Genomic DNA, 22,489 nt, shown 5'->3' with positions numbered 1-22,489 from the left:
TGGGGCGGTCTCCTCCTAAAGCGTAACGGAGGAGCACAAAGGTGGGCTAAGTACGGTCGGACATCGTACGGTTAGTGTAATGGCACAAGCCCGCTTGACTGCGAGACAGACACGTCGAGCAGGTACGAAAGTAGGTCATAGTGATCCGGTGGTTCTGTATGGAAGGGCCATCGCTCAACGGATAAAAGGTACTCCGGGGATAACAGGCTGATACCGCCCAAGAGTTCACATCGACGGCGGTGTTTGGCACCTCGATGTCGGCTCATCACATCCTGGGGCTGAAGCCGGTCCCAAGGGTATGGCTGTTCGCCATTTAAAGTGGTACGCGAGCTGGGTTTAGAACGTCGTGAGACAGTTCGGTCCCTATCTGCCGTGGACGTTGGAGATTTGAGGAAAGCTGCTCCTAGTACGAGAGGACCGGAGTGGACGAACCTCTGGTGTTCGGGTTGTCACGCCAGTGGCATTGCCCGGTAGCTATGTTCGGATAGGATAACCGCTGAAAGCATCTAAGCGGGAAGCCCCTTCCAAGATGAGATCTCCCTGGGCCCTAGAGGCCCCTGAAGAGCCGTTCAAGACCAGGACGTTGATAGGTCGGGTGTGTAAGCGCTGCGAGGCGTTGAGCTAACCGATACTAATTGCTCGTGCGGCTTGACTATATAACACCCAAGACAATTGCGGATATCGCAACGAAAAAATCGCTATCGCGGCCCACAAAGCCAATGTTCTATCTCATCCCCCAGTGATCAACCGTTTTGTCTGACGACCATAGCGGCCTGGTACCACCTGATCCCATCCCGAACTCAGAAGTGAAACAGGCCTGCGCCGATGGTAGTGTGGTTCGCCCATGTGAGAGTAGGTCATCGTCAGACTCTTATTGCTAAATGCCCCGATAGCGTAAGCCGTCGGGGCTTTTTTTTGGCTGAAAAACAGGGGCACGGATTTCAAATCCGTGCCCCAGTATGTCCCTTATTCGTGAAATCTGTCCCCGGTTGGTGATTCGCCAATTCCAAGGTTATGCGTAGGCTTTGAATTAGTGCGGATTTAGTGTTTAATCCAGCGCTTAGTCATTGACACGGGCACCCCTGAATGAAAACCAAGGTATTGATAACCCGTTTGAATGACGGCAAGATCCATTCTGGACAGTCACTGGCCACCGAGTTCGGCGTTAGCCGCACCGCGATATGGAAGATAGTACGGCGAGCGTTGAAGGAAGGTTTCAACATACAAAGCGTGCGTGGCCATGGCTATCAGTTAGCAAGCCCTGTGGATTTTCTGGATCAGGAAATCATCGTAAAAAACGTCGCGTCGGCTAGCTCGCGGCCGCTGACGTTAAGCGTGATCGATGAAATCGACTCAACAAACGCAGAAGTGATGCGCATGCTGGCCAGAGGTGAGTGTGCAACGCCTGTTGTCACTGCCGAAACCCAGACAGCCGGCCGTGGCCGTCGTGGTCAGCCCTGGTGTAGTCCGGCGGGCGAGAATATCTATCTGAGTATGGGGTTGTCGTTGTCCGGCGGATTTTCTGCGGTGGATGGTCTCAGTCTGGTGCTGGGTGTGGCAGTGGCAGAGGCACTGGAGTGCCTTGGAGCTGCTCCGGTAGGGTTAAAGTGGCCGAACGACATCTTCATTGACGGAGCCAAGGTTGGCGGCATTCTTGTTGAGCTTCAGGGTGAGCTGCAGGACGGCGTTGTACACGCTATTGTGGGTCTTGGTTTGAATGTGCACATGACCGCAGCGCCAGCTATTGATCAGGCCTGGACGAGTCTTGCGGTTGCGCGGCCGCAATTGACTTGGAGCCGTAATGCACTAGTAAGTACGTTGATCACCAGTATTGCGAATGCTAGTGACAAATTCCAGAGTGTTGGCTTTGCTGGGTTTCGCAGTTCCTGGCAGTCTCGAGATGTGTTCTTTAGTCGTCAGATCATGGCCCGTGACGGCGAACTGCAAGGCGTTGGTCAAGGTATCGACCACAGTGGTAACTATGTGCTGCGGACAAGTGAAGGCGAGTTCGCTGTACGCTCCGGTGAAGTCAGCTTGCGAGTTGCCTCGTGATACTGCTGATTGACTCCGGAAATACTCGTTTGAAATGGCGGCTTGAGCGTCAGAAAAGTGCCGAGGTGCTAGTACGGGGCGTTGGTCTTTTGACCGACGCAGATCCATTGCAGGCTCTGTGCTTGCCCAAAGGTGAGCGGGTAATGTCCGTGGCAGTCTCAACCGTTGCCTCTGAGCAGCGCCAGCACAAACTGGTGGCGGCCCTGGAGTCGCGGTTTGCTGCTCCGGTGACCTGTTATTGGTCCGAGCGTGAGCGTGATGGGTTGGTCAATGGTTATCAGCAACCGGCAAAGATGGGTGCTGACCGTTGGCATGGTATGTACGCCGCTTGGCAGAGGCGTCGGCAGGGCTTTGCGGTCGTAGACGCGGGCAGCGCGGTAACTGTCGATTACGTAGCTGCAGACGGCCACCACCTAGGTGGTTACATACTTCCTGGCTTGCAAATGATGTTGCGTAGCTTGAGCAGCGATGCCGCACGTATTGGTTTTGAGCCAGAACCCAACTTGAAAACCCGGCCGGGGCTGTCGACCAGCGAATGCGTCAATCACGGGCTGGCCTGGCTAAGCGCTGCCTTTTTAGATCGGGTGTTGGCAGATATACAGAGTTATGGATTACGCGATCTGGTGCTGACTGGCGGCGATGCCTTAAGACTGCAGCATATAGGTTTTCAAGGGGAGATAGAGCCGGAACTGGTGCTTGATGGCCTGGCGAAAGTCCATCGCGAGCGGTTCTGCGGTTAGTCAAGGAGTGCAAATGCACTTAGGGTCTAAAAAAATTGGTGGAAACGCCTGTCAAAGGTGGCAAAGGCGCGGTGATTTCGGCTAAGCTATGCCCTCGTTTTTGAGTGAGGCTGCACTCGTTTGTTGAGCAGCCTATCCGGACATAGCGAGTTGCTCTTGGTGAATCTATTTTGTCGCCTTCAATAAGCGCCAAGGTGTTGCAAAGCCAAAAGATAATCCGTAGTATACCGGCCTCGTTGTTAAGGCGAGTGTGGGCTGGCGTAGCTCAGTTGGTAGAGCAGCTGACTTGTAATCAGCAGGTCGGGGGTTCGATTCCGTCCGCCAGCTCCAATTTAAAGTTTTGCAGATCCGCGTAGCGGATTTAGCTCGGAGGGGTTCCCGAGTGGCCAAAGGGATCAGACTGTAAATCTGACGCGAAAGCTTCGCAGGTTCGAATCCTGCCCCCTCCACCATTATTGCTCGCGGGCATCGTATAATGGCTATTACCTCAGCCTTCCAAGCTGATGATGTGGGTTCGATTCCCACTGCCCGCTCCAATTTAGTTCTTGTGCTCATGTAGCTCAGTCGGTAGAGCACATCCTTGGTAAGGATGAGGTCAGCGGTTCAACTCCGCTCATGAGCTCCATTATTTACCGGTCAACGTTACGGTCCTGGTTGATTAGGGAGTTTGTCAGATGTCTAAATCTAAATTCGAACGTAAGAAGCCACACTTGAACGTGGGCACCATTGGTCACGTTGACCATGGTAAGACCACTCTGACAGCTGCCCTGACTCGTGTATGCCACGATGTATGGGGAACAGGTTCCGCAAGTGCTTTTGACCAGATCGACAATGCTCCTGAAGAGCGTGCGCGTGGTATTACCATTGCTACGTCTCACGTTGAGTACGATTCCCCGAACCGTCACTACGCACACGTAGATTGCCCGGGCCACGCTGACTATGTGAAAAACATGATCACCGGTGCGGCGCAGATGGACGGCGCTATCCTGGTTTGCTCCGCTGCTGACGGCCCTATGCCGCAGACCCGCGAGCACATCCTGCTGTCACGTCAGGTAGGCGTTCCTTACATCGTTGTGTTCCTGAACAAAGCGGACATGGTTGACGATGAAGAGCTGCTTGAGCTGGTAGAAATGGAAGTACGCGATCTGCTGGAAATGTACGACTTCCCGGCTGACGACACTCCGATCATCACCGGTTCTGCGTTGATGGCTCTGGAAGGTCGTGATGACAACGAAATGGGCACTACCGCTGTTCGTAAGCTGGTAGAAGCGCTGGATTCGTACATCCCTGAGCCTGAGCGTGCGATTAATCTGCCGTTCCTGATGCCTATCGAAGACGTATTCTCTATCTCTGGCCGTGGTACAGTTGTAACCGGTCGTATAGAGCGTGGTATTGTCAAGATTGGTGAAGAAGTGGAAATCGTTGGTCTCAAAGACACGGTCAAAACGGTTTGCACCGGCGTTGAAATGTTCCGTAAGCTGCTGGACGAAGGTCGTGCCGGCGAGAACGTTGGTGTATTGTTGCGCGGCACCAAGCGTGACGACGTTGAGCGTGGTCAGGTTCTGTGTAAGCCAGGCAGCATGAAGCCGCACACCAAGTTTGAGTGCGAAGTGTACGTGCTGAGCAAAAACGAAGGCGGCCGTCATACTCCGTTCTTCAAGGGCTATCGCCCGCAGTTCTACTTCCGTACCACCGATGTCACCGGTGCTTGTGAGTTGCCAGAAGGCGTAGAAATGGTTATGCCGGGTGATAACGTGAAGATGGAAGTGACGTTGATTGCTCCGATCGCCATGGAAGATGGTCTGCGCTTCGCGATTCGCGAAGGCGGCCGTACCGTAGGCGCCGGTGTTGTTGCCAAGATTCTCGAGTAATACCCGAGTTGGGGTGTTGCTGGGGTGAAGTGCACTGAGTTGTTTCGGTGCAGGCCAGTAGCTCAATTGGCAGAGCAGCGGTCTCCAAAACCGCAGGTTGGGGGTTCGATTCCCTCCTGGCCTGCCATTTTTTAACATCTAGATACATAAGTTGATTCCTATGGAGTCAAGATCTGTTAAGTCAAGCAGCCGCTTAGATGTTGTAAAGTGGCTTGTAGTATTTTTGCTGGTCACGGTTGGCGTGGTTGGTAATCAGTATTTTGCTGCTGAGTCTTTGCTTTATCGCGTGATTGCATTAGTGGTATTAGCTGCCATCGCGGCTTTTGTTGCAGTGCAAACATCACGAGGTGGTCGCTTTGCCGCGCTTTTAAAAGAGGCGCGTGTCGAAATTCGCAAAGTGGTTTGGCCCACAAGGCCGGAACTCATACAGACAACAGTCATCGTGATTGTATTTGTTTTAGTTGTGGCTTTGCTGTTGTGGGTTATGGACTCGCTAATCAGTTTGTTGGTCGCCGGATTTATCGGTTAATGGGAGTGGGCAATGGCTAAGCGCTGGTACGTGGTACATGCGTATTCTGGCTTCGAAAAGCATGTAATGCGCACCCTGAAGGAGCGCGTTGCTCTTAACGGACTGGAAGAGCAGTTTGGCGAGATCCTGGTTCCGACCGAGGAAGTCGTCGAGATGCGTGACGGCAAGAAGCGCAAAAGCGAACGCAAATTCTATCCCGGATACGTATTGGTCCAGATGGAACTTGAAGACGCAACATGGCACCTTGTAAAGAATACGCCACGTGTTCTCGGATTTATTGGCGGTACGAAAGAAAAGCCCGCACCTATTACGGAAAAAGAAGCGGACGCGATTCTACGCCGCCTTGAAAGCGGTGCTGATAAGCCCAAACCGAAAACTCTGTTTGAGCCGGGCGAAGTTGTTCGCGTCGTTGAAGGGCCCTTTGCGGACTTCAATGGTGTTGTTGAGGAAGTTGATTACGACAAGAGTCGTGTTAAGGTTGCTGTATTGATCTTTGGCCGATCCACTCCGGTTGAACTGGAGTTTGGTCAGGTAGAAAAAGACTGATCTAGCAGCAATAAGATAAAAGCTCGCGCGCCATGGCGTCGCGGGCTTTTTGTGTCTGCAAACGGGGAGCTGAAAAGCGTTTGAACCCATAGGAGAGTTATCATGGCAAAGAAAATTGATGCCTATATTAAGCTACAGGTTGCTGCCGGTAAGGCCAACCCAAGCCCCCCCGTTGGACCGGCTCTTGGTCAGCGCGGCGTAAATATCATGGAATTCTGCAAGGCGTTCAACGCTAGGACGCAGGATATGGAGCAGGGTCTTCCTATTCCTACCGTGATCACTGTGTACAGCGATCGCAGCTTTACGTTCATCACCAAAACCCCGCCCGCGCCGGTACTGCTGCTGAAAGCGGCAGGCGTGAAAAGTGGTTCTGGTCGCCCGAACACCGATAAAGTTGGCAAAGTAACTCGCGAACAGCTCGAAGAAATCGCGAAAATGAAAGAGCCGGACCTGACCGCCTCCACTATGGATGCTGCGGTTCGGACTATTGCAGGTACAGCCCGCAGTATGGGCCTGACCGTGGAGGGCCTGTAACATGGCAAAGCCAAGCAAGCGTCAGACGTTGATTCGTGAAAAAGTAGAAGCTGGCCGTGCATACTCTATGGAAGATGCGGTTGCCCTTCTGGTTGAGCTGGGTCAGCACGTTAAGTTCAAAGAATCTGTAGACGTTGCCGTAAATCTGGGTGTGGATGCGCGTAAGTCTGATCAGGTCGTTCGTAGCAGCACGGTTCTGCCGCACGGTACCGGTAAAACGGTTCGCGTTGCTGTATTTACCCAGGGCGCTAACGTTGAGAAAGCCAAAGAAGCCGGTGCCGACATTGTTGGTATGGATGATTTGGCCGATGAAATTAAAAAAGGCAACATGGATTTTGACGTGGTTATCGCCAGTCCTGACGCTATGCGCGTTGTGGGCCAGCTGGGTCAGATCCTAGGCCCCCGTGGCCTTATGCCAAACCCGAAAGTAGGTACCGTAACCCCCGACGTAGCCACAGCGGTTAAAAACGCTAAAGCGGGTCAGGTTCGCTACCGCACCGACAAAAACGGCATTATCCATTCTCCACTGGGTAATGTTGAATTTTCTGCGAAGAACATTCAGGAAAACCTGGAAGCTCTGATCGCAGATTTGAAAAAGGCTAAGCCTTCATCGTCCAAAGGCGTGTATCTGAAGAAGATCACACTGTCTTCGACCATGGGGCCTGGCCTGACTATTGATCAGAGCGCTCTGGATATCTAGGCGCCTGATCGGTAGTTGCTTTGTAGTCTGGGCGGAAGCCAAGGCTGTCAAAGACCGCAGGCCCCCGAAGCTGCTTTTTTGAAAGCGCCACAGGGGTTAAAGCAATACCTGCGCAGACGGTGTGAAGACGTTCTCTGAACCCAAACACCGTTAGGAGCCCGTGGAGAGTGGATCGCAATCACTGCAGAAAGTAGGCAGGTTGGGAAGAAGCTTTCGAGGGCATAGATGGGTTTGCCGGGATTTTCCCGGCGAAATCGAGGAGAAATCCAGTGGCAATTAGACTCGAAGACAAGAAAGCGATCGTCGCTGAAGTCAACGAGACTGCCGGTGGTGCTCTGTCTGTTGTTCTGGCTGACTACCGTGGTGTCACCTCTGGTGATATGACGGCTCTGCGTGCAAGAGCTCGTGCTGAAAATGTGCGTCTCCAGGTTGTTCGTAACAACCTGGCTAAGATCGCTATTCGCGGCACCGAGTTCGAGTGCATCGGCGAGGCCCTAGTCGGCCCGACTATTCTGGCTTTTTCAATGGAAGATCCAGGCGCCGCTGCGCGTCTGTTGAAAGATTTTGCCAAAGAGAAAGAAGCGTTCGAAATCAAAGGTCTTGCCGTTGGCGGAGTTTTGATGGGCGCAGACCAGATTGATCGCCTTGCCAAGCTACCAACGCGTCACGAAGCGTTGACTATGCTGGCAGCGGTTACACAGGCACCAATCACCAAGCTCGCACGTACTTTGATCGAAGTTCCAACCAAAGTAACCCGTGCAGTAGCGGCAGTTCGCGACCAGAAGCAAGAAGCTGCTTGATTCTGTTGAACACCATTTTATTATTTTTCGGAGAAAGTCATGGCTCTGTCCCACGAAGAGATTTTGAACGCAATTGCTGAAATGAGCGTAATGGATGTTGTTGCTCTGGTTGAAGCAATGGAAGAAAAGTTCGGCGTTTCTGCTGCCGCTGCTGTTGCCGCTGCACCTGCTGCTGCTGCCGCTGAAGTTGTTGAAGAGCAGACCGAATTCGACGTAGTATTGACCGGAATCGGCGAAAAGAAAGTTAACGTCATCAAAGCCGTTCGCGAGCTGACAGGCCTGGGCCTGAAAGAAGCGAAGGAAATGGTTGACGGCGCTCCTTCTACCATTAAGGAAGGCGCTAGCAAAGCCGAAGCTGAAGAAGCCAAGAAAAAGCTTGAGGAAGCAGGCGCTTCTGTTGAACTTAAGTAATAGTCGGTTTCTGATCGGCGCCATGCACTAGCATGGTCAGGCTGGTGGCTTATGAGCCACCGGCCTTTTTCTGTTGTATATGCTATAGAGTCTGAAGGCGGTTTTTTGGTTGATTTTGAGCCACCGGGCCGTGATCAGGTTCACGTTCAAGACGGCGCGATATGCCGAGCAATTCGGCCCCGAAGCAGAACAATGGTTGCTTCTTGATACCAGGTATCAGATTTAACGCTGGGGAATGCAGATGAGTTACTCCTACACTGAAAAAAAGCGGATCCGCAAAGATTTTAGTAAGTTGCCGTCCGTGATGGATGTCCCCTATTTGCTGTCTATTCAGCTGGATTCGTTCAGGGACTTCCTTCAAAGCGAATCTGCTGCTGAAGATCGCCGGGAAACCGGTCTTCATGCGGCATTTAAATCCGTATTCCCGATTGCCAGTTACTCTGGTAATGCCGCGCTTGAATACGTGAGTTACCGTATAGGTGAGCCGGTTTTTGACGTCAAAGAATGTCAGCTTCGGGGCGTCACCTATGCCGCGCCTTTGCGTGTAAAAGTTCGGCTGATTATTTATGACCGTGAATCGTCCAACAAGGCGATCAAGGACATCAAGGAACAGGAAGTCTACATGGGCGAAATGCCCCTGATGACTGAAAACGGTACCTTCGTTATCAATGGTACCGAGCGTGTTATCGTTTCTCAGCTGCATCGTTCACCTGGTGTATTCTTTGATCACGACAAGGGTAAGACCCACTCCTCCGGCAAGCTGTTGTATTCAGCCCGGGTGATTCCTTATCGTGGCTCCTGGTTGGACTTCGAGTTTGACCCGAAAGATGCCGTATTTGTGCGCATTGATCGTCGCCGCAAACTGCCGGCGACCATCCTGCTGCGCTCGTTGGGTTACACCTCCGAGCAAATGCTGGCAATGTTCTTCGAAACCTCGAAGTTCCACATTGGCGCTGAAACGTGCAAGCTTGAATTGGTTCCAAGCCGTCTTCGTGGCGATATCGCAACTTTCGATATCAAGGACAAAGACGGTAACGTGATTGCTGAAGAAGGCCGCCGTATTACCGCGCGCCATATCAAGCAGCTTGAAAAAGCCAATATCTCCGAGCTGGAAGTGCCGACCGAGTATCTGTATGGCCGCGTTTTGGCCAAAGACATGATCGACACCAAAACCGGGGAAATGCTGGTTGAGTGTAACTCGGAGCTGACCGCAGAGCTGATCACCACCATCCTGGACGCCGGCGTTACGGATATTGAAACGCTGTACACCAACGATCTGGATTGTGGTCCGTTCATGTCGGATACCTTGCGCAACGATCCTAGCCGCACACCGCTGGAAGCACTGGTAGAAATTTACCGGATGATGCGCCCCGGAGAGCCGCCCACGAAAGAGTCGGCGGAAAATCTGTTCAACAATTTGTTCTTCTCTGAAGAGCGTTACGACCTGTCCGCAGTCGGTCGTATGAAGTTGAACCGTCGTTTGCGCCGCGATGAAAGCACCGGTGAGAGCATTCTGACCCACGCCGATATTATCGACGTGCTTAGGACGCTAATCGACATCCGTAACGGTCAAGGCCAGGTAGACGACATCGATAACCTGGGCAACCGCCGTGTGCGTTGTGTGGGCGAGATGGCCGAAAACCAGTTCCGTGTTGGTTTGGTGCGCGTAGAGCGCGCCGTGCGTGAGCGTCTGAGTCTGGCAGAAAGCGAAGGCTTGATGCCTCAGGACCTTATCAACGCCAAGCCAGTTGCGGCGGCGGTGAAGGAGTTCTTTGGCTCCAGCCAGCTGTCCCAGTTTATGGACCAGAACAACCCGCTGTCAGAAGTGACTCACAAACGCCGCATTTCTGCGCTTGGGCCAGGCGGTCTGACCCGTGAGCGCGCCGGCTTTGAGGTTCGCGACGTACACCCGACCCATTACGGCCGCGTGTGTCCGATCGAAACACCGGAAGGGCCGAACATCGGCCTGATCAACTCTCTGGCGACTTTTGCCCGTGCCAACTCCTACGGCTTTTTAGAAAGCCCGTACCGGAAAGTAGCCGATGGCTTGGTCACCGACGAGCTGGTGTACCTGTCTGCTATTGAAGAAAGCAACTACGTTATCGCTCAGGCTAGTGCAGAGATGGACGACGGCAATCGTCTGGTTGAGGAGCTGGTGACGGTTCGTCACCAAAACGAAACCACGGTTATGCCACCGGAAGCGGTTAACTTCATGGATGTGTCACCGCGTCAGGTTGTTTCCGTAGCCGCATCGCTGATTCCGTTTCTCGAGCACGATGATGCTAACCGCGCTCTGATGGGTGCGAACATGCAGCGCCAAGCCGTACCTACGCTGCGCGCACAAGTGCCTTTGGTGGGTACCGGTGTTGAGCGTATCGTGGCCCAGGATTCTGGCGTATGCGTAACCGCTCGTCGTGGCGGCGAAATTGAAAGCGTTGACGCGGCACGTATTGTAGTGCGGGTGAACAACGAAGAGACCGAAGCTGGTGACGCTGGTGTGGATATCTATAACCTCACCAAATACACCCGCTCGAACCAGAACACCTGTATCAACCAGCGCTCGATTGTGCGCCAGGGCGATGTCATTGCTCGTGGTGACATATTGGCCGACGGTCCATCGGTAGATCTTGGTGAGTTGGCGCTGGGCCAGAACATGCGTATCGCGTTCATGCCATGGAACGGTTACAACTTTGAGGATTCCATCCTTATCTCTGAAAAAGTGGTGCAGGAAGATCGCCTGACCACGATCCATATTCAGGAACTGACCTGTGTGGCGCGGGATACCAAGCTGGGTAGCGAAGAAATTACGGCCGACATCCCGAACGTGGGTGAGAGCGCGCTGTCCAAGCTGGATGAGTCCGGTATTGTCTATATTGGCGCGGAAGTTAGCGCCGGAGATATTCTGGTCGGCAAGGTAACACCGAAAGGTGAAACCCAGTTGACGCCGGAGGAAAAGCTCCTAAGAGCTATCTTCGGTGAGAAGGCGTCCGATGTAAAAGACACCTCCTCCCGCGTGCCGACAGGCACCCGTGGTACGATTATCGATGTTCAGGTATTCACCCGTGACGGCATCGAAAAGGACCAGCGAGCGCAAGTGATTGAAAAACAGCAGCTGGACAAGTACCGCAAAGATTTGAAGGACGAGTATCGCATTGTTGAAGGTGCCACCTACGAGCGCTTGCTGAACGCCCTTGAGGGCCAGGAAGTGATCAGTAGCCCAGGCCTGAAAAAAGGCAGCAAGCTGGAAGCGGATTATCTGTTGAATCTGCCGCGTCCGGAATGGTTCAAATTGCGCATGAAAGGCGACGATTTGAATGAGTTGCTGGAGAAATCCGAGCAGGGCCTGGAAGAGCGCAAGAAAGATCACGAAGCGCGTTTTGACGACAAGAAAGGTAAGTTGCAGCAGGGCGATGATCTGGCGCCAGGCGTTCAGAAAATCGTCAAGGTGTACTTGGCTATCAAGCGCAGCATCCAGCCAGGTGACAAGATGGCGGGTCGTCACGGTAACAAGGGTGTAATTTCGGCGGTCAAGCCGATTGAAGATATGCCGTACGACGAGTTCGGCAACACCGTTGATATCGTTCTGAACCCTCTGGGTGTGCCTTCGCGCATGAACGTAGGTCAGGTTCTGGAAACCCATTTGGGTGCCGCAGCCAAAGGCCTGGGCGAGCGTATCAGTCGTATGCTGGATGAGCAGCGCAAGGTTGCTGAGCTTCGTAAACTGCTGGATGAGATTTACAACCATTCAGCCGAAGTGACACAGGTAGATCTGGATTCCTTGAACGATCGGGAAATCCTCGACTTGTGTAACAACCTTCGCGGTGGTGTGCCCATGGCTACGCCGGTGTTTGACGGTGCTCAAGAAGCGGAAGTCAAACACATGCTCGAGCTGGCAGGCCTTAGCACAACCGGTCAGACCCGATTGTTCGATGGTCGTACCGGTGATGCTTTTGATCGCCCGATCACAGTAGGGTATATGTATATCCTCAAGTTGAACCACTTGATCGATGACAAAATGCACGCTCGTTCCACTGGCTCGTACAGCTTGGTTACCCAGCAGCCGCTGGGTGGTAAGGCGCAGTTCGGTGGTCAGCGCTTTGGCGAGATGGAAGTGTGGGCTCTGGAAGCCTACGGTGCAGCGTATACACTGCAGGAAATGCTTACCGTCAAGTCTGATGATGTAAACGGTCGGACCAGAATGTACAAGAACATTGTTGATGGCGATCATCGTATGGAGCCGGGCATGCCCGAATCCTTCAACGTTCTTGTCAAAGAAATTCGATCGTTGGGTATCGACATCGAGCTGGAATCCGATTGAGCCGAATTGTTTTTGGCAGCGTGAGCGGGCACCAACGGTGCCCGCCCGAGATTAACGCCATCCGGAGCTTTTACTGATGAAAGATTTATTGAATCTTCTCAAGAGCCAGAATCAGAGCAAAGAATTTGATGCCATCCGTATTGGTCTGGCATCACCTGACATGATCCGTTCCTGGTCCTTCGGTGAAGTGAAAAAGCCTGAAACGATCAACTACCGCACGTTCAAACCAGAGCGTGACGGTTTGTTCTGTGCCAAGATTTTTGGCCCGATCAAAGACTACGAGTGCCTGTGCGGAAAGTACAAGCGCTTGAAGCACCGCGGTGTTATTTGCGAAAAGTGTGGCGTGGAAGTGGCTTTGGCCAGCGTCCGCCGCGATCGCATGGGTCACATCGAGCTGGCCAGCCCGGTAGCTCACATCTGGTTCCTTAAGTCGCTGCCGTCACGCATTGGTCTGATGCTGGACATGACTCTGCGCGATATAGAGCGGGTGTTGTACTTCGAATCCTTCATCGTGATCGAGCCAGGCATGACCACGTTGGAGCGCGGTCAGTTGCTGAACGACGAGCAGTATTTCGAAGCTCTGGAAGAGTTCGGTGATGAATTCGACGCTCGCATGGGCGCCGAGGCCATCAAAGAACTTCTGCAAGCTATCGACCTGCAGGAAGAAGTTGACCGTCTGCGTGAAGAAATTCCGCAGACCAACTCGGAAACCAAGATCAAGAAATTCAGCAAGCGTCTGAAAATTCTTGAGGCGTTCCTGTTCTCCGGCAACAAGCCGGGCGATATGGTGATGACCGTTCTGCCGGTTCTGCCGCCAGACCTGCGCCCCTTGGTACCGTTGGACGGTGGTCGCTTTGCGACCTCTGACCTGAACGATCTGTACCGTCGGGTGATCAACCGTAACAACCGTCTGAAACGCCTGTTGGAACTGAACGCTCCCGACATTATCGTGCGTAACGAAAAGCGCATGTTGCAGGAAGCGGTTGACGCGTTGCTGGACAACGGACGCCGTGGACGGGCCATTACTGGCACTAACAAGCGTCCACTGAAATCTCTTGCCGATATGATTAAAGGCAAGCAAGGTCGTTTCCGTCAGAATTTGCTGGGTAAGCGAGTCGACTACTCGGGCCGTTCGGTCATCGTAGTAGGTCCGTACCTGCGCCTGCACCAGTGCGGTCTGCCTAAGAAGATGGCGCTGGAATTGTTTAAGCCGTTTATTTTCTCCAAACTTGAGCATCGCGGCTTGGCCACCACCATCAAAGCGGCCAAGAAAATGGTCGAGCGCGAAGAGGGTGTGGTCTGGGATATTTTGGACGAAGTCATCCGGGAACATCCGATCATGCTGAACCGTGCGCCTACGCTGCACCGTTTGGGCATTCAGGCGTTCGAGCCGGTACTGATTGAAGGCAAGGCTATCCAGCTGCATCCGCTAGTGTGTGCTGCTTACAACGCCGACTTCGACGGGGACCAGATGGCGGTACACGTACCGTTGACTATCGAAGCTCAGCTGGAAGCTCGGGCGTTGATGATGTCCACTAACAACGTGCTATCACCGGCAAACGGCGAGCCTATCATTGTGCCGTCGCAAGACGTGGTGCTGGGTCTGTATTATATGACCCGCGAGCGCAAAAATGCGCTGGGCCAGGGCATGGTGTTTGCCGATGTTAAAGAAGTACACCGCGCTTACGGCGCTGGCAAAGTACACTTGCAAGCCACCGTTAAAGTTCGGGTAAGGGAAGTGGCGATCGCCGAAGACGGCAGCCGTAGCGAGAGTTATAACATCGTGGAAACCACGGTGGGTCGTGCGCTGTTGTTTGACATTGTACCTGATGGTCTGTCTTACAGCCTGATCAACAAGCCGATGGTCAAGAAAGCGATCTCTAACCTGATCAACATCTGTTACCGCGATGCGGGTCTGAAAGAAACGGTTATTTTTGCTGACCAGCTGATGTACACCGGTTATCAGTACGCCACCGTATCCGGCATTTCGATTGGCTTTAATGACTTCGAAATTCCGCCAGAGAAGTACAAGCTGGTGGATGCTGCGACACAGGAAGTAAAAGATATTGAAAACCAGTACGCGTCCGGTCTGCTGACTCAGGGCGAAAAGTACAACAAGGTTATCGACATCTGGTCACGCGCCAACGACAAGGTCTCTAAGGCCATGATGGAGCGCTTGGCAAAAGAAGCGGTTATGGGGCCTGATGGCAAGCCGTTGATGGATGAGAACGGTGAGCCGGTCATGCAGGAGTCTTTCAACTCCGTGTACATGATGGCCGATTCCGGCGCCCGGGGTTCCGCGGCGCAGATTCGTCAGCTTGCAGGTATGCGTGGTTTGATGGCCAAGCCAGATGGCTCGATCATCGAAACGCCGATTACCGCCAACTTCCGTGAAGGTCTTAACGTACTTCAGTACTTTATTTCCACCCACGGTGCTCGTAAGGGTTTGGCCGATACCGCTCTGAAGACCGCAAACTCCGGTTATCTGACCCGTCGCCTAGTGGATGTGTCTCAGGATCTGGTGGTTACCGAAGTAGATTGTGGAACCACCGAAGGTCTGTTGATGATACCGCACATCGAAGGCGGCGACGTTGTTGTGCCTTTGGGTGCGCGGGTACTGGGCCGGGTAACGGCACGTGATGCGTTTACTCCGACCGACAAAGACACCGCGATTATTACGGCCGGTACTTTGTTGGACGAAAAAGCCATCGAAGCGATTGAAGGCGCTGGTGTCGACGAAGTATGGGTGCGCTCTGCGATTACCTGTAATACCCGACACGGCATCTGCTCCAAGTGCTACGGACGTGATCTGGCCCGTGGCCATCAGGTTAACGTGGGCGAAGCTGTTGGCGTTATCGCAGCCCAGTCTATTGGCGAGCCGGGTACCCAGCTGACCATGCGTACCTTCCACATTGGTGGTGCGGCAAGTCGGGCTTCTGCGGTAGACAATATTCAGGTCAAGCACGGTGGTACCGTTCGCCTGCACAACTTGAAATCGTTGGAAAAGAGCAACGGTTCGCTGGTGGTTATCTCTCGCTCCTCGGCGTTGGCGATTGCCGACGAACAGGGCCGTGAGCGCGAGTGGTATAAGCTGCCTTACGGTGCCGTACTGTCGGTGAAAACCGGCGACGTGATTGAAGCTGGCGTAGTCGTGGCAAAATGGGATCCACACACTCACCCGATCATTGCCGAAGCCGAAGGTACGGCCAAGTTCGTCAACATGGATCAGGGCATTACCGTGCGCACCCAGACCGACGATCTTACCGGCCTGTCGACGATGGAAGTTATCGATCCGAAAGAGCGCCCGGCCGCTGGTAAGGACATTCGTCCTGCTATCCAGATGTTGGATGAGGCCGGCAACGATGTTGATCTGCCGACCGGAGGCGCGGCGATTTTCTTCCTGCCCGCCAATGCACTGGTGACTATGGCGAACAGCGCTCGCATCGAGCTGGGTGACGTGGTTGCACGTATTCCTCAGGAAAGCTCGAAGACCCGTGACATCACCGGTGGTCTGCCGCGGGTTGCTGATCTGTTTGAGGCTCGTCGCCCGAAAGAGTCGTCGATTCTTGCGGAAGTCAGCGGTACCGTGTCTTTTGGCAAGGAAACCAAAGGCAAGAAGCGCCTGGTGATCACTCCGCGTGACGCCGATGTTTATGAAGTGCTGATTCCCAAGCACCGTCAGATGAACGTGTTTGAAGGCGAAACGGTTGAAAAGGGTGAGGTAATCTCGGACGGCCCGTCGAACCCGCACGATATTTTGCGTCTGTTGGGTGTGGTTGAGTTGGCAAGATACATTACCAACGAAATCCAGGACGTCTACCGTCTGCAGGGCGTGGTCATCAACGACAAGCACATCGAAGTTATTGTGCGTCAGATGCTGCGCAAAGTTGAAATCACCGATCCGGGCGATACCCAGATGATTTCCGGCGATTCTGTCGAAATCAACCGGGTACTGGAAGCCAACGAAGCGGCTAATGTCGCCGACAAAGAACCGGCACGGTTCGAACGTCTGCTGTTGGGTATTACCAAAGCGTCGCTGGCAACCGAATCGTTTATTTCTGCGGCTTCGTTCCAGGAAACCACGCGGGTGCTCACCGAAGGTGCAGTAACTGGCAAACGTGACTACTTGCGCGGTCTGAAAGAAAACGTGGTGGTTGGTCGACTGATACCTGCGGGTACCGGTCTGGCGTATCACGCGGCACGTCGTCGCAAGCGCGAACTGGAACAGCAGGGCGTGACGGCGGCCGATGTCGAAGAAGCACTGAGCGCCGAACTCAACCGCGAAGGCTGAGTTAAACGGCGGCCACCTAGGGGTAGTTACTCACATCTGGGTGGTTAAAAAGAGAACAGTCATCTTGACTGTCCGGGGGTGCGGGCTTAAACTTGCGTCCCCTAAATTTTACCCCCTTCATTGGGGGTAAATTTCATTTATACGGTTTTTGGAGTTTGCTTACATGGCAACGATTAATCAGTTGGTGCGTAGGCCTCGTAAACGCAAGGTAGCCAAGAGCGATGTCCCTGCTCTTCAGGCATGTCCTCAGCGCCGTGGTGTGTGCACTCGTGTATATACCACAACGCCAAAGAAGCCGAACTCAGCACTGCGTAAAGTGTGTCGTGTTCGTCTTACTAACGGCTTCGAGGTTTCCTCTTACATTGGTGGTGAAGGTCACAACCTTCAGGAGCACAGTGTTGTGCTAATCCGGGGTGGTCGAGTAAAAGATCTTCCGGGTGTGCGTTATCACACTGTTCGCGGAACACTGGACACCCAGGGTGTACAGAACCGTAAGCAGGGCCGCTCCAAGTACGGTACAAAACGACCCAAATCCTGATCTTAGATCGGGTGTCTTTTATCGTTGCTTGTTAGAACGATGAGAGTAAGGCTGAGTAGCTGATGCTATCTCAGGGGTTCCTGAAGACCTTTTAACATTAAGGGCTTATCGATGCCTAGAAGAAGAATTGCAGCAAAGCGGGAAATCATCCCAGATCCTAAGTTCGGCAGTGCACGTCTTGCCAAATTCATCAACCACGTGATGGAAAGCGGTAAAAAAGGCGTAGCAGAGCGCATTGTTTATGGCGCGCTCACTATTGTTGCCGAAAAATCCAAAGAAGAGCCGATCGACATGTTCGAAAAGGCCCTGGAGAACATCCAGCCGATGGTAGAGGTTAAGTCCCGTCGTGTGGGTGGTGCTACCTACCAGGTGCCGGTCGAAGTACGGCCTTCCCGTCAGCACGCGCTGGCTATGCGTTGGCTCGTTGACTTTTCACGAAAGCGCGGTGAGAAATCCATGGCGCAGCGCCTGGCCGGGGAAATCCTCGATGCTGTAGAAAGTAAGGGTGCCGCCGTCAAGAAGCGGGAAGATGTTCATCGCATGGCAGAAGCCAACAAGGCGTTCTCTCACTTCCGTTTCTAAACAGCCGAGGTTTATACAGTGGCACGTAAGACTCCGATTAAGCGATATCGAAACATTGGTATTGTTGCGCACGTTGATGCGGGCAAAACCACAACCACCGAGCGGGTCCTGTTCTACACAGGTGTCTCGCACAAAATCGGTGAAGTCCATGATGGCGCGGCGACCATGGATTGGATGGAGCAGGAGCAGGAGCGTGGTATTACTATTACGTCTGCTGCAACGACCTGCTTTTGGCAGGGTATGGACAAGCAGTATCCTGAGCATCGCATCAATATTATCGACACCCCGGGACACGTTGACTTTACCATCGAGGTAGAGCGTTCATTGCGTGTGCTTGACGGCGCTGTTGTTGTGTTTTGTGGTTCTTCCGGTGTTGAGCCGCAGTCCGAGACTGTGTGGCGTCAGGCCAATAAGTACGAAGTGCCACGCATGGTGTTCGTCAACAAGATGGATCGGGCTGGTGCTAACTTCCTGCGCGTAGTGGGTCAGATCGAAAAACGTCTGGGCGCAAAATGTATTCCGGTTCAGTTGCCGATTGGCGCGGAGGAGGATTTTGCCGGTGTAATCGACCTGATTCGTAACAAGGCGATCTACTGGAACCCGGATGATTCTGGCGTAACTTATGAGCAGCGTGATGTGCCTGCCGAGATGGCGGACGAAGTGGCCCAGTACCGCGAAAAAATGATGGAAGCGGCTGCAGAAGCGAACGACGAGCTAACCATGCGCTACCTCGACGAAGGCGAGCTCAACGTCGAAGACATCAAGAAAGGTCTTCGGATGCGCACCTTGGCAAACGAGATCGTTGTTGCGACCTGTGGTTCTGCGTTCAAGAACAAGGGCGTCCAAGCAGTGCTGGATGCTGTTGTTGAATTCTTGCCGGCGCCGAATGAAGTTAAGGCGATTCGTGGTGAAGTCGACGAAAACGGGGCCGAAGAGACCCGTAAAGCTGACGACGCTGCGCCGTTTGCCGCTCTGGCATTCAAGATTGCAACAGATCCCTTTGTTGGCACCTTGACGTTCTTCCGGGTTTACTCTGGCACGCTTCAGTCTGGCAACGCCGTTTATAACTCCGTGAAGGGCAAAAGAGAGCGTGTCGGCCGTATGGTTCAGATGCATGCGAAGGATCGCCAAGAGATCAAGGAAGTGCTTGCAGGCGATATTGCTGCTGCAATTGGTCTGAAGAACGTTACCACCGGCGATACTTTGTGCGACGAAAACCACAAGATTATTCTTGAGCGTATGGAGTTCCCGGATCCGGTTATTTCTGTAGCGGTTGAACCAAAGACGAAAGCCGATCAGGAGAAGATGGGCGTTGCACTTGGTAAGCTGGCCCAGGAAGATCCGTCCTTCCAGGTCCGTACCGACGAAGAGTCTGGTCAGACGATCATCTCCGGTATGGGTGAGCTGCACCTGGATATTATCGTTGATCGCATGCGTCGCGAGTTCAGTGTTGAGGCAAACATCGGTAAGCCCCAGGTGGCCTATCGCGAGTGCATCCGTAAGTCGGTCGATGTCGAAGGTAAGTTTGTGCGTCAGTCAGGCGGTCGCGGTCAGTATGGTCACGTTAAAGTCAGGATTGACCCGCTGCCCCTGGACAAAGAAGACGCCGAAAACTTCATTTTCGTCAACGAAATCGTTGGTGGTACTGTGCCCAAGGAATACATCCCGGCGGTTCAGCAGGGTATCATTGAGCAGATGAAGAACGGCTGTCTGGCCGGTTACCCGCTGCTGGGTATCAAGGCAACCTTGTACGACGGTTCCTTCCACGATGTGGACTCCAACGAAATGGCGTTCAAAATCGCGGGTTCCATGGCGATGAAGAAAGGCGCACTGGAGGCGAGTCCGGCTTTGCTGGAGCCGTTGATGAAGGTTGAGGTGGTAACACCTGAAGATTACATGGGTGATGTGGTAGGTGACCTGAACCGTCGTCGTGGCCTGATTCAGGGCATGGAAGACGGTGTTAGTGGAAAGATCGTGCGTTGCGAGGTTCCGTTGTCGGAAATGTTCGGTTATGCCACAGATCTGCGCTCCGCTACTCAGGGTCGTGCGTCCTATGCGATGGAATTTTCGCGGTACGCCGAAGCGCCAAATAACATTGCCGAAGCAATTATCAAAAAGGGTTGATACCCAAGACTTGAGTAACAGGAAGAGGTGTAACTGTGTCTAAATCTAAATTCGAACGTAAGAAGCCACACTTGAACGTGGGCACCATTGGTCACGTTGACCATGGTAAGACCACTCTGACAGCTGCCCTGACTCGTGTATGCCACGATGTATGGGGAACAGGTTCCGCAAGTGCTTTTGACCAGATCGACAATGCTCCTGAAGAGCGTGCGCGTGGTATTACCATTGCTACGTCTCACGTTGAGTACGATTCCCCGAACCGTCACTACGCACACGTAGATTGCCCGGGCCACGCTGACTATGTGAAAAACATGATCACCGGTGCGGCGCAGATGGACGGCGCTATCCTGGTTTGCTCCGCTGCTGACGGCCCTATGCCGCAGACCCGCGAGCACATCCTGCTGTCACGTCAGGTAGGCGTTCCTTACATCGTTGTGTTCCTGAACAAAGCGGACATGGTTGACGATGAAGAGCTGCTTGAGCTGGTAGAAATGGAAGTACGCGATCTGCTGGAAATGTACGACTTCCCGGCTGACGACACTCCGATCATCACCGGTTCTGCGTTGATGGCTCTGGAAGGTCGTGATGACAACGAAATGGGCACTACCGCTGTTCGTAAGCTGGTAGAAGCGCTGGATTCGTACATCCCTGAGCCTGAGCGTGCGATTAATCTGCCGTTCCTGATGCCTATCGAAGACGTATTCTCTATCTCTGGCCGTGGTACAGTTGTAACCGGTCGTATAGAGCGTGGTATTGTCAAGATTGGTGAAGAAGTGGAAATCGTTGGTCTCAAAGACACGGTCAAAACGGTTTGCACCGGCGTTGAAATGTTCCGTAAGCTGCTGGACGAAGGTCGTGCCGGCGAGAACGTTGGTGTATTGTTGCGCGGCACCAAGCGTGACGACGTTGAGCGTGGTCAGGTTCTGTGTAAGCCAGGCAGCATGAAGCCGCACACCAAGTTTGAGTGCGAAGTGTACGTGCTGAGCAAAAACGAAGGCGGCCGTCATACTCCGTTCTTCAAGGGCTATCGCCCGCAGTTCTACTTCCGTACCACCGATGTCACCGGTGCTTGTGAGTTGCCAGAAGGCGTAGAAATGGTTATGCCGGGTGATAACGTGAAGATGGAAGTGACGTTGATTGCTCCGATCGCCATGGAAGATGGTCTGCGCTTCGCGATTCGCGAAGGCGGCCGTACCGTAGGCGCCGGTGTTGTTGCCAAGATTCTCGAGTAATCTACTCGTAGGGTCTGGAAAAGGGGCTGACTTGATCAGCCCCTTTTTCTATTTCAGTTGCAATGTATGCGTCGGCCGAGCCAATCAGCATAGCTGTTGACAGGGTTGTTTATTATGCATACAATGCGGCTCCTTTTTTGAAGGTCAGCGACGGGTTCGCTGCTACGAGTGGAGTTTGGTGCAACATGCAAAGCCAAAAGATTCGGATTCGGTTGAAGGCGTTCGATTACCGCCTGATCGACCAGTCTACGCAAGAGATTGTCGACACCGCTAAGCGGACCGGCGCTCAGGTGCGCGGACCTATTCCTTTGCCTACGCGCAAGGAAAAGTTCACGATTCTGGTTTCACCGCACGTCAACAAAGACGCGCGCGACCAGTATGAAATTCGTACCCATAAGCGTTTGCTCGACATTGTTGAGCCGACGGAAAAGACAGTAGATGCTTTGATGAAACTAGACCTGGCAGCAGGTGTAGACGTTCAGATCAGCCTCGGTTAATACCGCTCGGTATTAACCTGTGTAACTGTCATAAGGCCATAGAGGGTGCAAGCCCCGTACACTTAGAGGTGAAACATGGCAATTGGTATTGTCGGTCGCAAGGCCGGTATGACCCGTATATTTACGGAAGACGGGCAAGCGTTGCCCGTAACGGTGATCGAGGTTGATTCTAACCGCATCACCCAACTCAAAACTCTTGAAAACGACGGCTACCGTGCAGTTCAGATAACGGTAGGTTCGCGTCGTTCCTCTCGTGTTAACAAGAGTGCAGCAGGCCATTTCGCAAAAGCCGGTGTTGAAGCGGGCCGTAGCGTATGGGAATTTCGTTTGGCAGACGGCGAAGGTGAAGACCTGGTTGCCGGCGGCGAAATTACTGCGTCAGTCTTTGAAGACGGTCAGGCCGTTGACGCCACAGGTACATCCAAAGGTAAAGGTTTCCAGGGCGGCGTAAAGCGCTGGAACTTCGCCATGCAGGATGCTACCCACGGTAACTCCCTGTCTCATCGTGCTCCGGGTTCCATTGGTCAAAACCAGACTCCGGGCAAGGTATTCAAAGGCAAAAAGATGGCGGGCCAGATGGGTAATGCGCAGGTTACTGTGCAAAACCTGAAAATTGTCCGTGTCGACGCTGAGCGCAATCTTCTGCTGGTTAGTGGTGCCGTCCCCGGCGCGACTGGTGGCGATGTTGTCATCAAGCCTGCTGTTAAAGCCTGAGGAGCGGTTC

General features: G+C 53.3%; 17 protein-coding genes, 5 tRNA genes and 2 rRNA genes. All 24 read left to right on the top strand.

Annotation, left to right across the window (positions count from 1 at the left end; genetic code table 11):
* Positions 1 to 656 (top strand): 23S ribosomal RNA (locus tag MELB17_RS12035); the annotation flags it as partial.
* Positions 657 to 755: 99 nt separating this feature from the next.
* Positions 756 to 869: ribosomal RNA gene (gene rrf / locus MELB17_RS12030) — 5S ribosomal RNA — on the top strand.
* 217 nt (positions 870 to 1,086) lie between these two features.
* Positions 1,087 to 2,052 carry a biotin--[acetyl-CoA-carboxylase] ligase gene (locus tag MELB17_RS12025; RefSeq protein WP_007350517.1) on the top strand — a complete coding sequence of 322 codons (966 nt, stop codon included), beginning with the start codon at positions 1,087 to 1,089 and terminating at the stop codon, positions 2,050 to 2,052.
* A complete protein-coding gene (locus MELB17_RS12020) occupies positions 2,049 to 2,792 on the top strand; it encodes a type III pantothenate kinase (RefSeq protein ID WP_007350516.1) in 744 nt (247 codons plus the stop codon). The genes MELB17_RS12025 and MELB17_RS12020 overlap by 4 nt, the downstream gene beginning before the upstream one ends.
* A 254-nt stretch (positions 2,793 to 3,046) precedes the next feature.
* Positions 3,047 to 3,122, top strand: a tRNA-Thr gene (locus MELB17_RS12015).
* Positions 3,123 to 3,160: 38 nt separating this feature from the next.
* Positions 3,161 to 3,244, top strand: a tRNA-Tyr gene (locus MELB17_RS12010).
* A gap of 9 nt (positions 3,245 to 3,253) precedes the next feature.
* Positions 3,254 to 3,328 (top strand) — tRNA-Gly (locus MELB17_RS12005).
* A 13-nt stretch (positions 3,329 to 3,341) separates the two neighbouring features.
* A tRNA-Thr gene (locus tag MELB17_RS12000) sits at positions 3,342 to 3,417 on the top strand.
* A 49-nt stretch (positions 3,418 to 3,466) separates the two neighbouring features.
* On the top strand, positions 3,467 to 4,663 hold the full coding sequence (gene tuf / locus MELB17_RS11995) for an elongation factor Tu (RefSeq protein ID WP_007350504.1): 1,197 nt from the start codon (positions 3,467 to 3,469) through the stop codon (positions 4,661 to 4,663).
* 51 nt (positions 4,664 to 4,714) lie between these two features.
* Positions 4,715 to 4,790, top strand: a tRNA-Trp gene (locus MELB17_RS11990).
* Between the two features lie 33 nt (positions 4,791 to 4,823).
* Positions 4,824 to 5,192 carry a preprotein translocase subunit SecE gene (gene secE / locus MELB17_RS11985; RefSeq protein WP_007350515.1) on the top strand — a complete coding sequence of 123 codons (369 nt, stop codon included), beginning with the start codon at positions 4,824 to 4,826 and terminating at the stop codon, positions 5,190 to 5,192.
* Positions 5,193 to 5,204: 12 nt separating this feature from the next.
* Positions 5,205 to 5,738 (top strand): transcription termination/antitermination protein NusG, encoded by a 534-nt coding sequence (nusG, locus tag MELB17_RS11980; protein ID WP_007350514.1) that lies wholly within the window; start codon positions 5,205 to 5,207, stop codon positions 5,736 to 5,738.
* Positions 5,739 to 5,840: 102 nt separating this feature from the next.
* Positions 5,841 to 6,272, top strand: coding sequence for a 50S ribosomal protein L11 (gene rplK / locus MELB17_RS11975; protein WP_007350513.1), 432 nt, complete (start codon positions 5,841 to 5,843; stop codon positions 6,270 to 6,272).
* A gap of 1 nt (position 6,273) precedes the next feature.
* A complete protein-coding gene (gene rplA / locus MELB17_RS11970; RefSeq protein ID WP_007350512.1) occupies positions 6,274 to 6,972 on the top strand; it encodes a 50S ribosomal protein L1 in 699 nt (232 codons plus the stop codon).
* Positions 6,973 to 7,241: 269 nt separating this feature from the next.
* Entirely contained in the window at positions 7,242 to 7,772 is a 531-nt protein-coding gene (gene rplJ / locus MELB17_RS11965) for a 50S ribosomal protein L10 (RefSeq protein WP_007350511.1), read from the top strand.
* Between the two features lie 39 nt (positions 7,773 to 7,811).
* Positions 7,812 to 8,183, top strand: a complete 372-nt coding sequence (rplL, locus tag MELB17_RS11960) for a 50S ribosomal protein L7/L12 (protein WP_007350510.1) — start codon at positions 7,812 to 7,814, stop codon at positions 8,181 to 8,183.
* Positions 8,184 to 8,424: 241 nt separating this feature from the next.
* Positions 8,425 to 12,501: a DNA-directed RNA polymerase subunit beta gene (gene rpoB / locus MELB17_RS11955; RefSeq protein ID WP_007350509.1), complete on the top strand. Its 4,077-nt coding sequence runs from the start codon at positions 8,425 to 8,427 to the stop codon at positions 12,499 to 12,501.
* Positions 12,502 to 12,577: 76 nt separating this feature from the next.
* A complete protein-coding gene (rpoC, locus tag MELB17_RS11950) occupies positions 12,578 to 16,792 on the top strand; it encodes a DNA-directed RNA polymerase subunit beta' (RefSeq protein WP_007350508.1) in 4,215 nt (1,404 codons plus the stop codon).
* 163 nt (positions 16,793 to 16,955) lie between these two features.
* A complete protein-coding gene (gene rpsL / locus MELB17_RS23815) occupies positions 16,956 to 17,330 on the top strand; it encodes a 30S ribosomal protein S12 (RefSeq protein WP_007350507.1) in 375 nt (124 codons plus the stop codon).
* Between the two features lie 111 nt (positions 17,331 to 17,441).
* Positions 17,442 to 17,912 (top strand): 30S ribosomal protein S7, encoded by a 471-nt coding sequence (gene rpsG / locus MELB17_RS11945; protein ID WP_007350506.1) that lies wholly within the window; start codon positions 17,442 to 17,444, stop codon positions 17,910 to 17,912.
* A gap of 18 nt (positions 17,913 to 17,930) precedes the next feature.
* Positions 17,931 to 20,036: an elongation factor G gene (fusA, locus tag MELB17_RS11940; RefSeq protein ID WP_007350505.1), complete on the top strand. Its 2,106-nt coding sequence runs from the start codon at positions 17,931 to 17,933 to the stop codon at positions 20,034 to 20,036.
* 35 nt (positions 20,037 to 20,071) lie between these two features.
* A complete protein-coding gene (gene tuf / locus MELB17_RS11935) occupies positions 20,072 to 21,268 on the top strand; it encodes an elongation factor Tu (RefSeq protein WP_007350504.1) in 1,197 nt (398 codons plus the stop codon).
* A gap of 185 nt (positions 21,269 to 21,453) precedes the next feature.
* Positions 21,454 to 21,765 (top strand): 30S ribosomal protein S10, encoded by a 312-nt coding sequence (gene rpsJ, locus MELB17_RS11930; protein WP_007350503.1) that lies wholly within the window; start codon positions 21,454 to 21,456, stop codon positions 21,763 to 21,765.
* A 75-nt stretch (positions 21,766 to 21,840) separates the two neighbouring features.
* Positions 21,841 to 22,479 (top strand): 50S ribosomal protein L3, encoded by a 639-nt coding sequence (gene rplC / locus MELB17_RS11925; RefSeq protein WP_007350502.1) that lies wholly within the window; start codon positions 21,841 to 21,843, stop codon positions 22,477 to 22,479.
* Positions 22,480 to 22,489: the final 10 nt, after the last annotated feature.

The sequence above is a fragment of the Marinobacter sp. ELB17 genome (assembly GCF_000169375.1).
In the GTDB taxonomy this organism is placed as follows: domain Bacteria; phylum Pseudomonadota; class Gammaproteobacteria; order Pseudomonadales; family Oleiphilaceae; genus Marinobacter.
The sequence above is the reverse complement of the archived record's forward strand: the minus strand, read 5'-3'. Positions and strand labels throughout refer to the sequence as shown.

Excerpts from the sequence above, each read along its gene's own strand:
- MELB17_RS12025 (WP_007350517.1), top strand. The coding sequence starts at position 1,087 with ATGAAAACCAAGGTATTGATAACCCGTTTGAATGACGGCAAGATCCAT.
- tuf (WP_007350504.1), top strand. The coding sequence starts at position 3,467 with ATGTCTAAATCTAAATTCGAACGTAAGAAGCCACACTTGAACGTGGGC.
- secE (WP_007350515.1), top strand. The coding sequence starts at position 4,824 with ATGGAGTCAAGATCTGTTAAGTCAAGCAGCCGCTTAGATGTTGTAAAG.
- nusG (WP_007350514.1), top strand. The coding sequence starts at position 5,205 with ATGGCTAAGCGCTGGTACGTGGTACATGCGTATTCTGGCTTCGAAAAG.
- rplK (WP_007350513.1), top strand. The coding sequence starts at position 5,841 with ATGGCAAAGAAAATTGATGCCTATATTAAGCTACAGGTTGCTGCCGGT.
- rplA (WP_007350512.1), top strand. The coding sequence starts at position 6,274 with ATGGCAAAGCCAAGCAAGCGTCAGACGTTGATTCGTGAAAAAGTAGAA.
- rplL (WP_007350510.1), top strand. The coding sequence starts at position 7,812 with ATGGCTCTGTCCCACGAAGAGATTTTGAACGCAATTGCTGAAATGAGC.
- rpoB (WP_007350509.1), top strand. The coding sequence starts at position 8,425 with ATGAGTTACTCCTACACTGAAAAAAAGCGGATCCGCAAAGATTTTAGT.
- rpoC (WP_007350508.1), top strand. The coding sequence starts at position 12,578 with ATGAAAGATTTATTGAATCTTCTCAAGAGCCAGAATCAGAGCAAAGAA.
- rpsL (WP_007350507.1), top strand. The coding sequence starts at position 16,956 with ATGGCAACGATTAATCAGTTGGTGCGTAGGCCTCGTAAACGCAAGGTA.
- rpsG (WP_007350506.1), top strand. The coding sequence starts at position 17,442 with ATGCCTAGAAGAAGAATTGCAGCAAAGCGGGAAATCATCCCAGATCCT.
- rpsJ (WP_007350503.1), top strand. The coding sequence starts at position 21,454 with ATGCAAAGCCAAAAGATTCGGATTCGGTTGAAGGCGTTCGATTACCGC.
- rplC (WP_007350502.1), top strand. The coding sequence starts at position 21,841 with ATGGCAATTGGTATTGTCGGTCGCAAGGCCGGTATGACCCGTATATTT.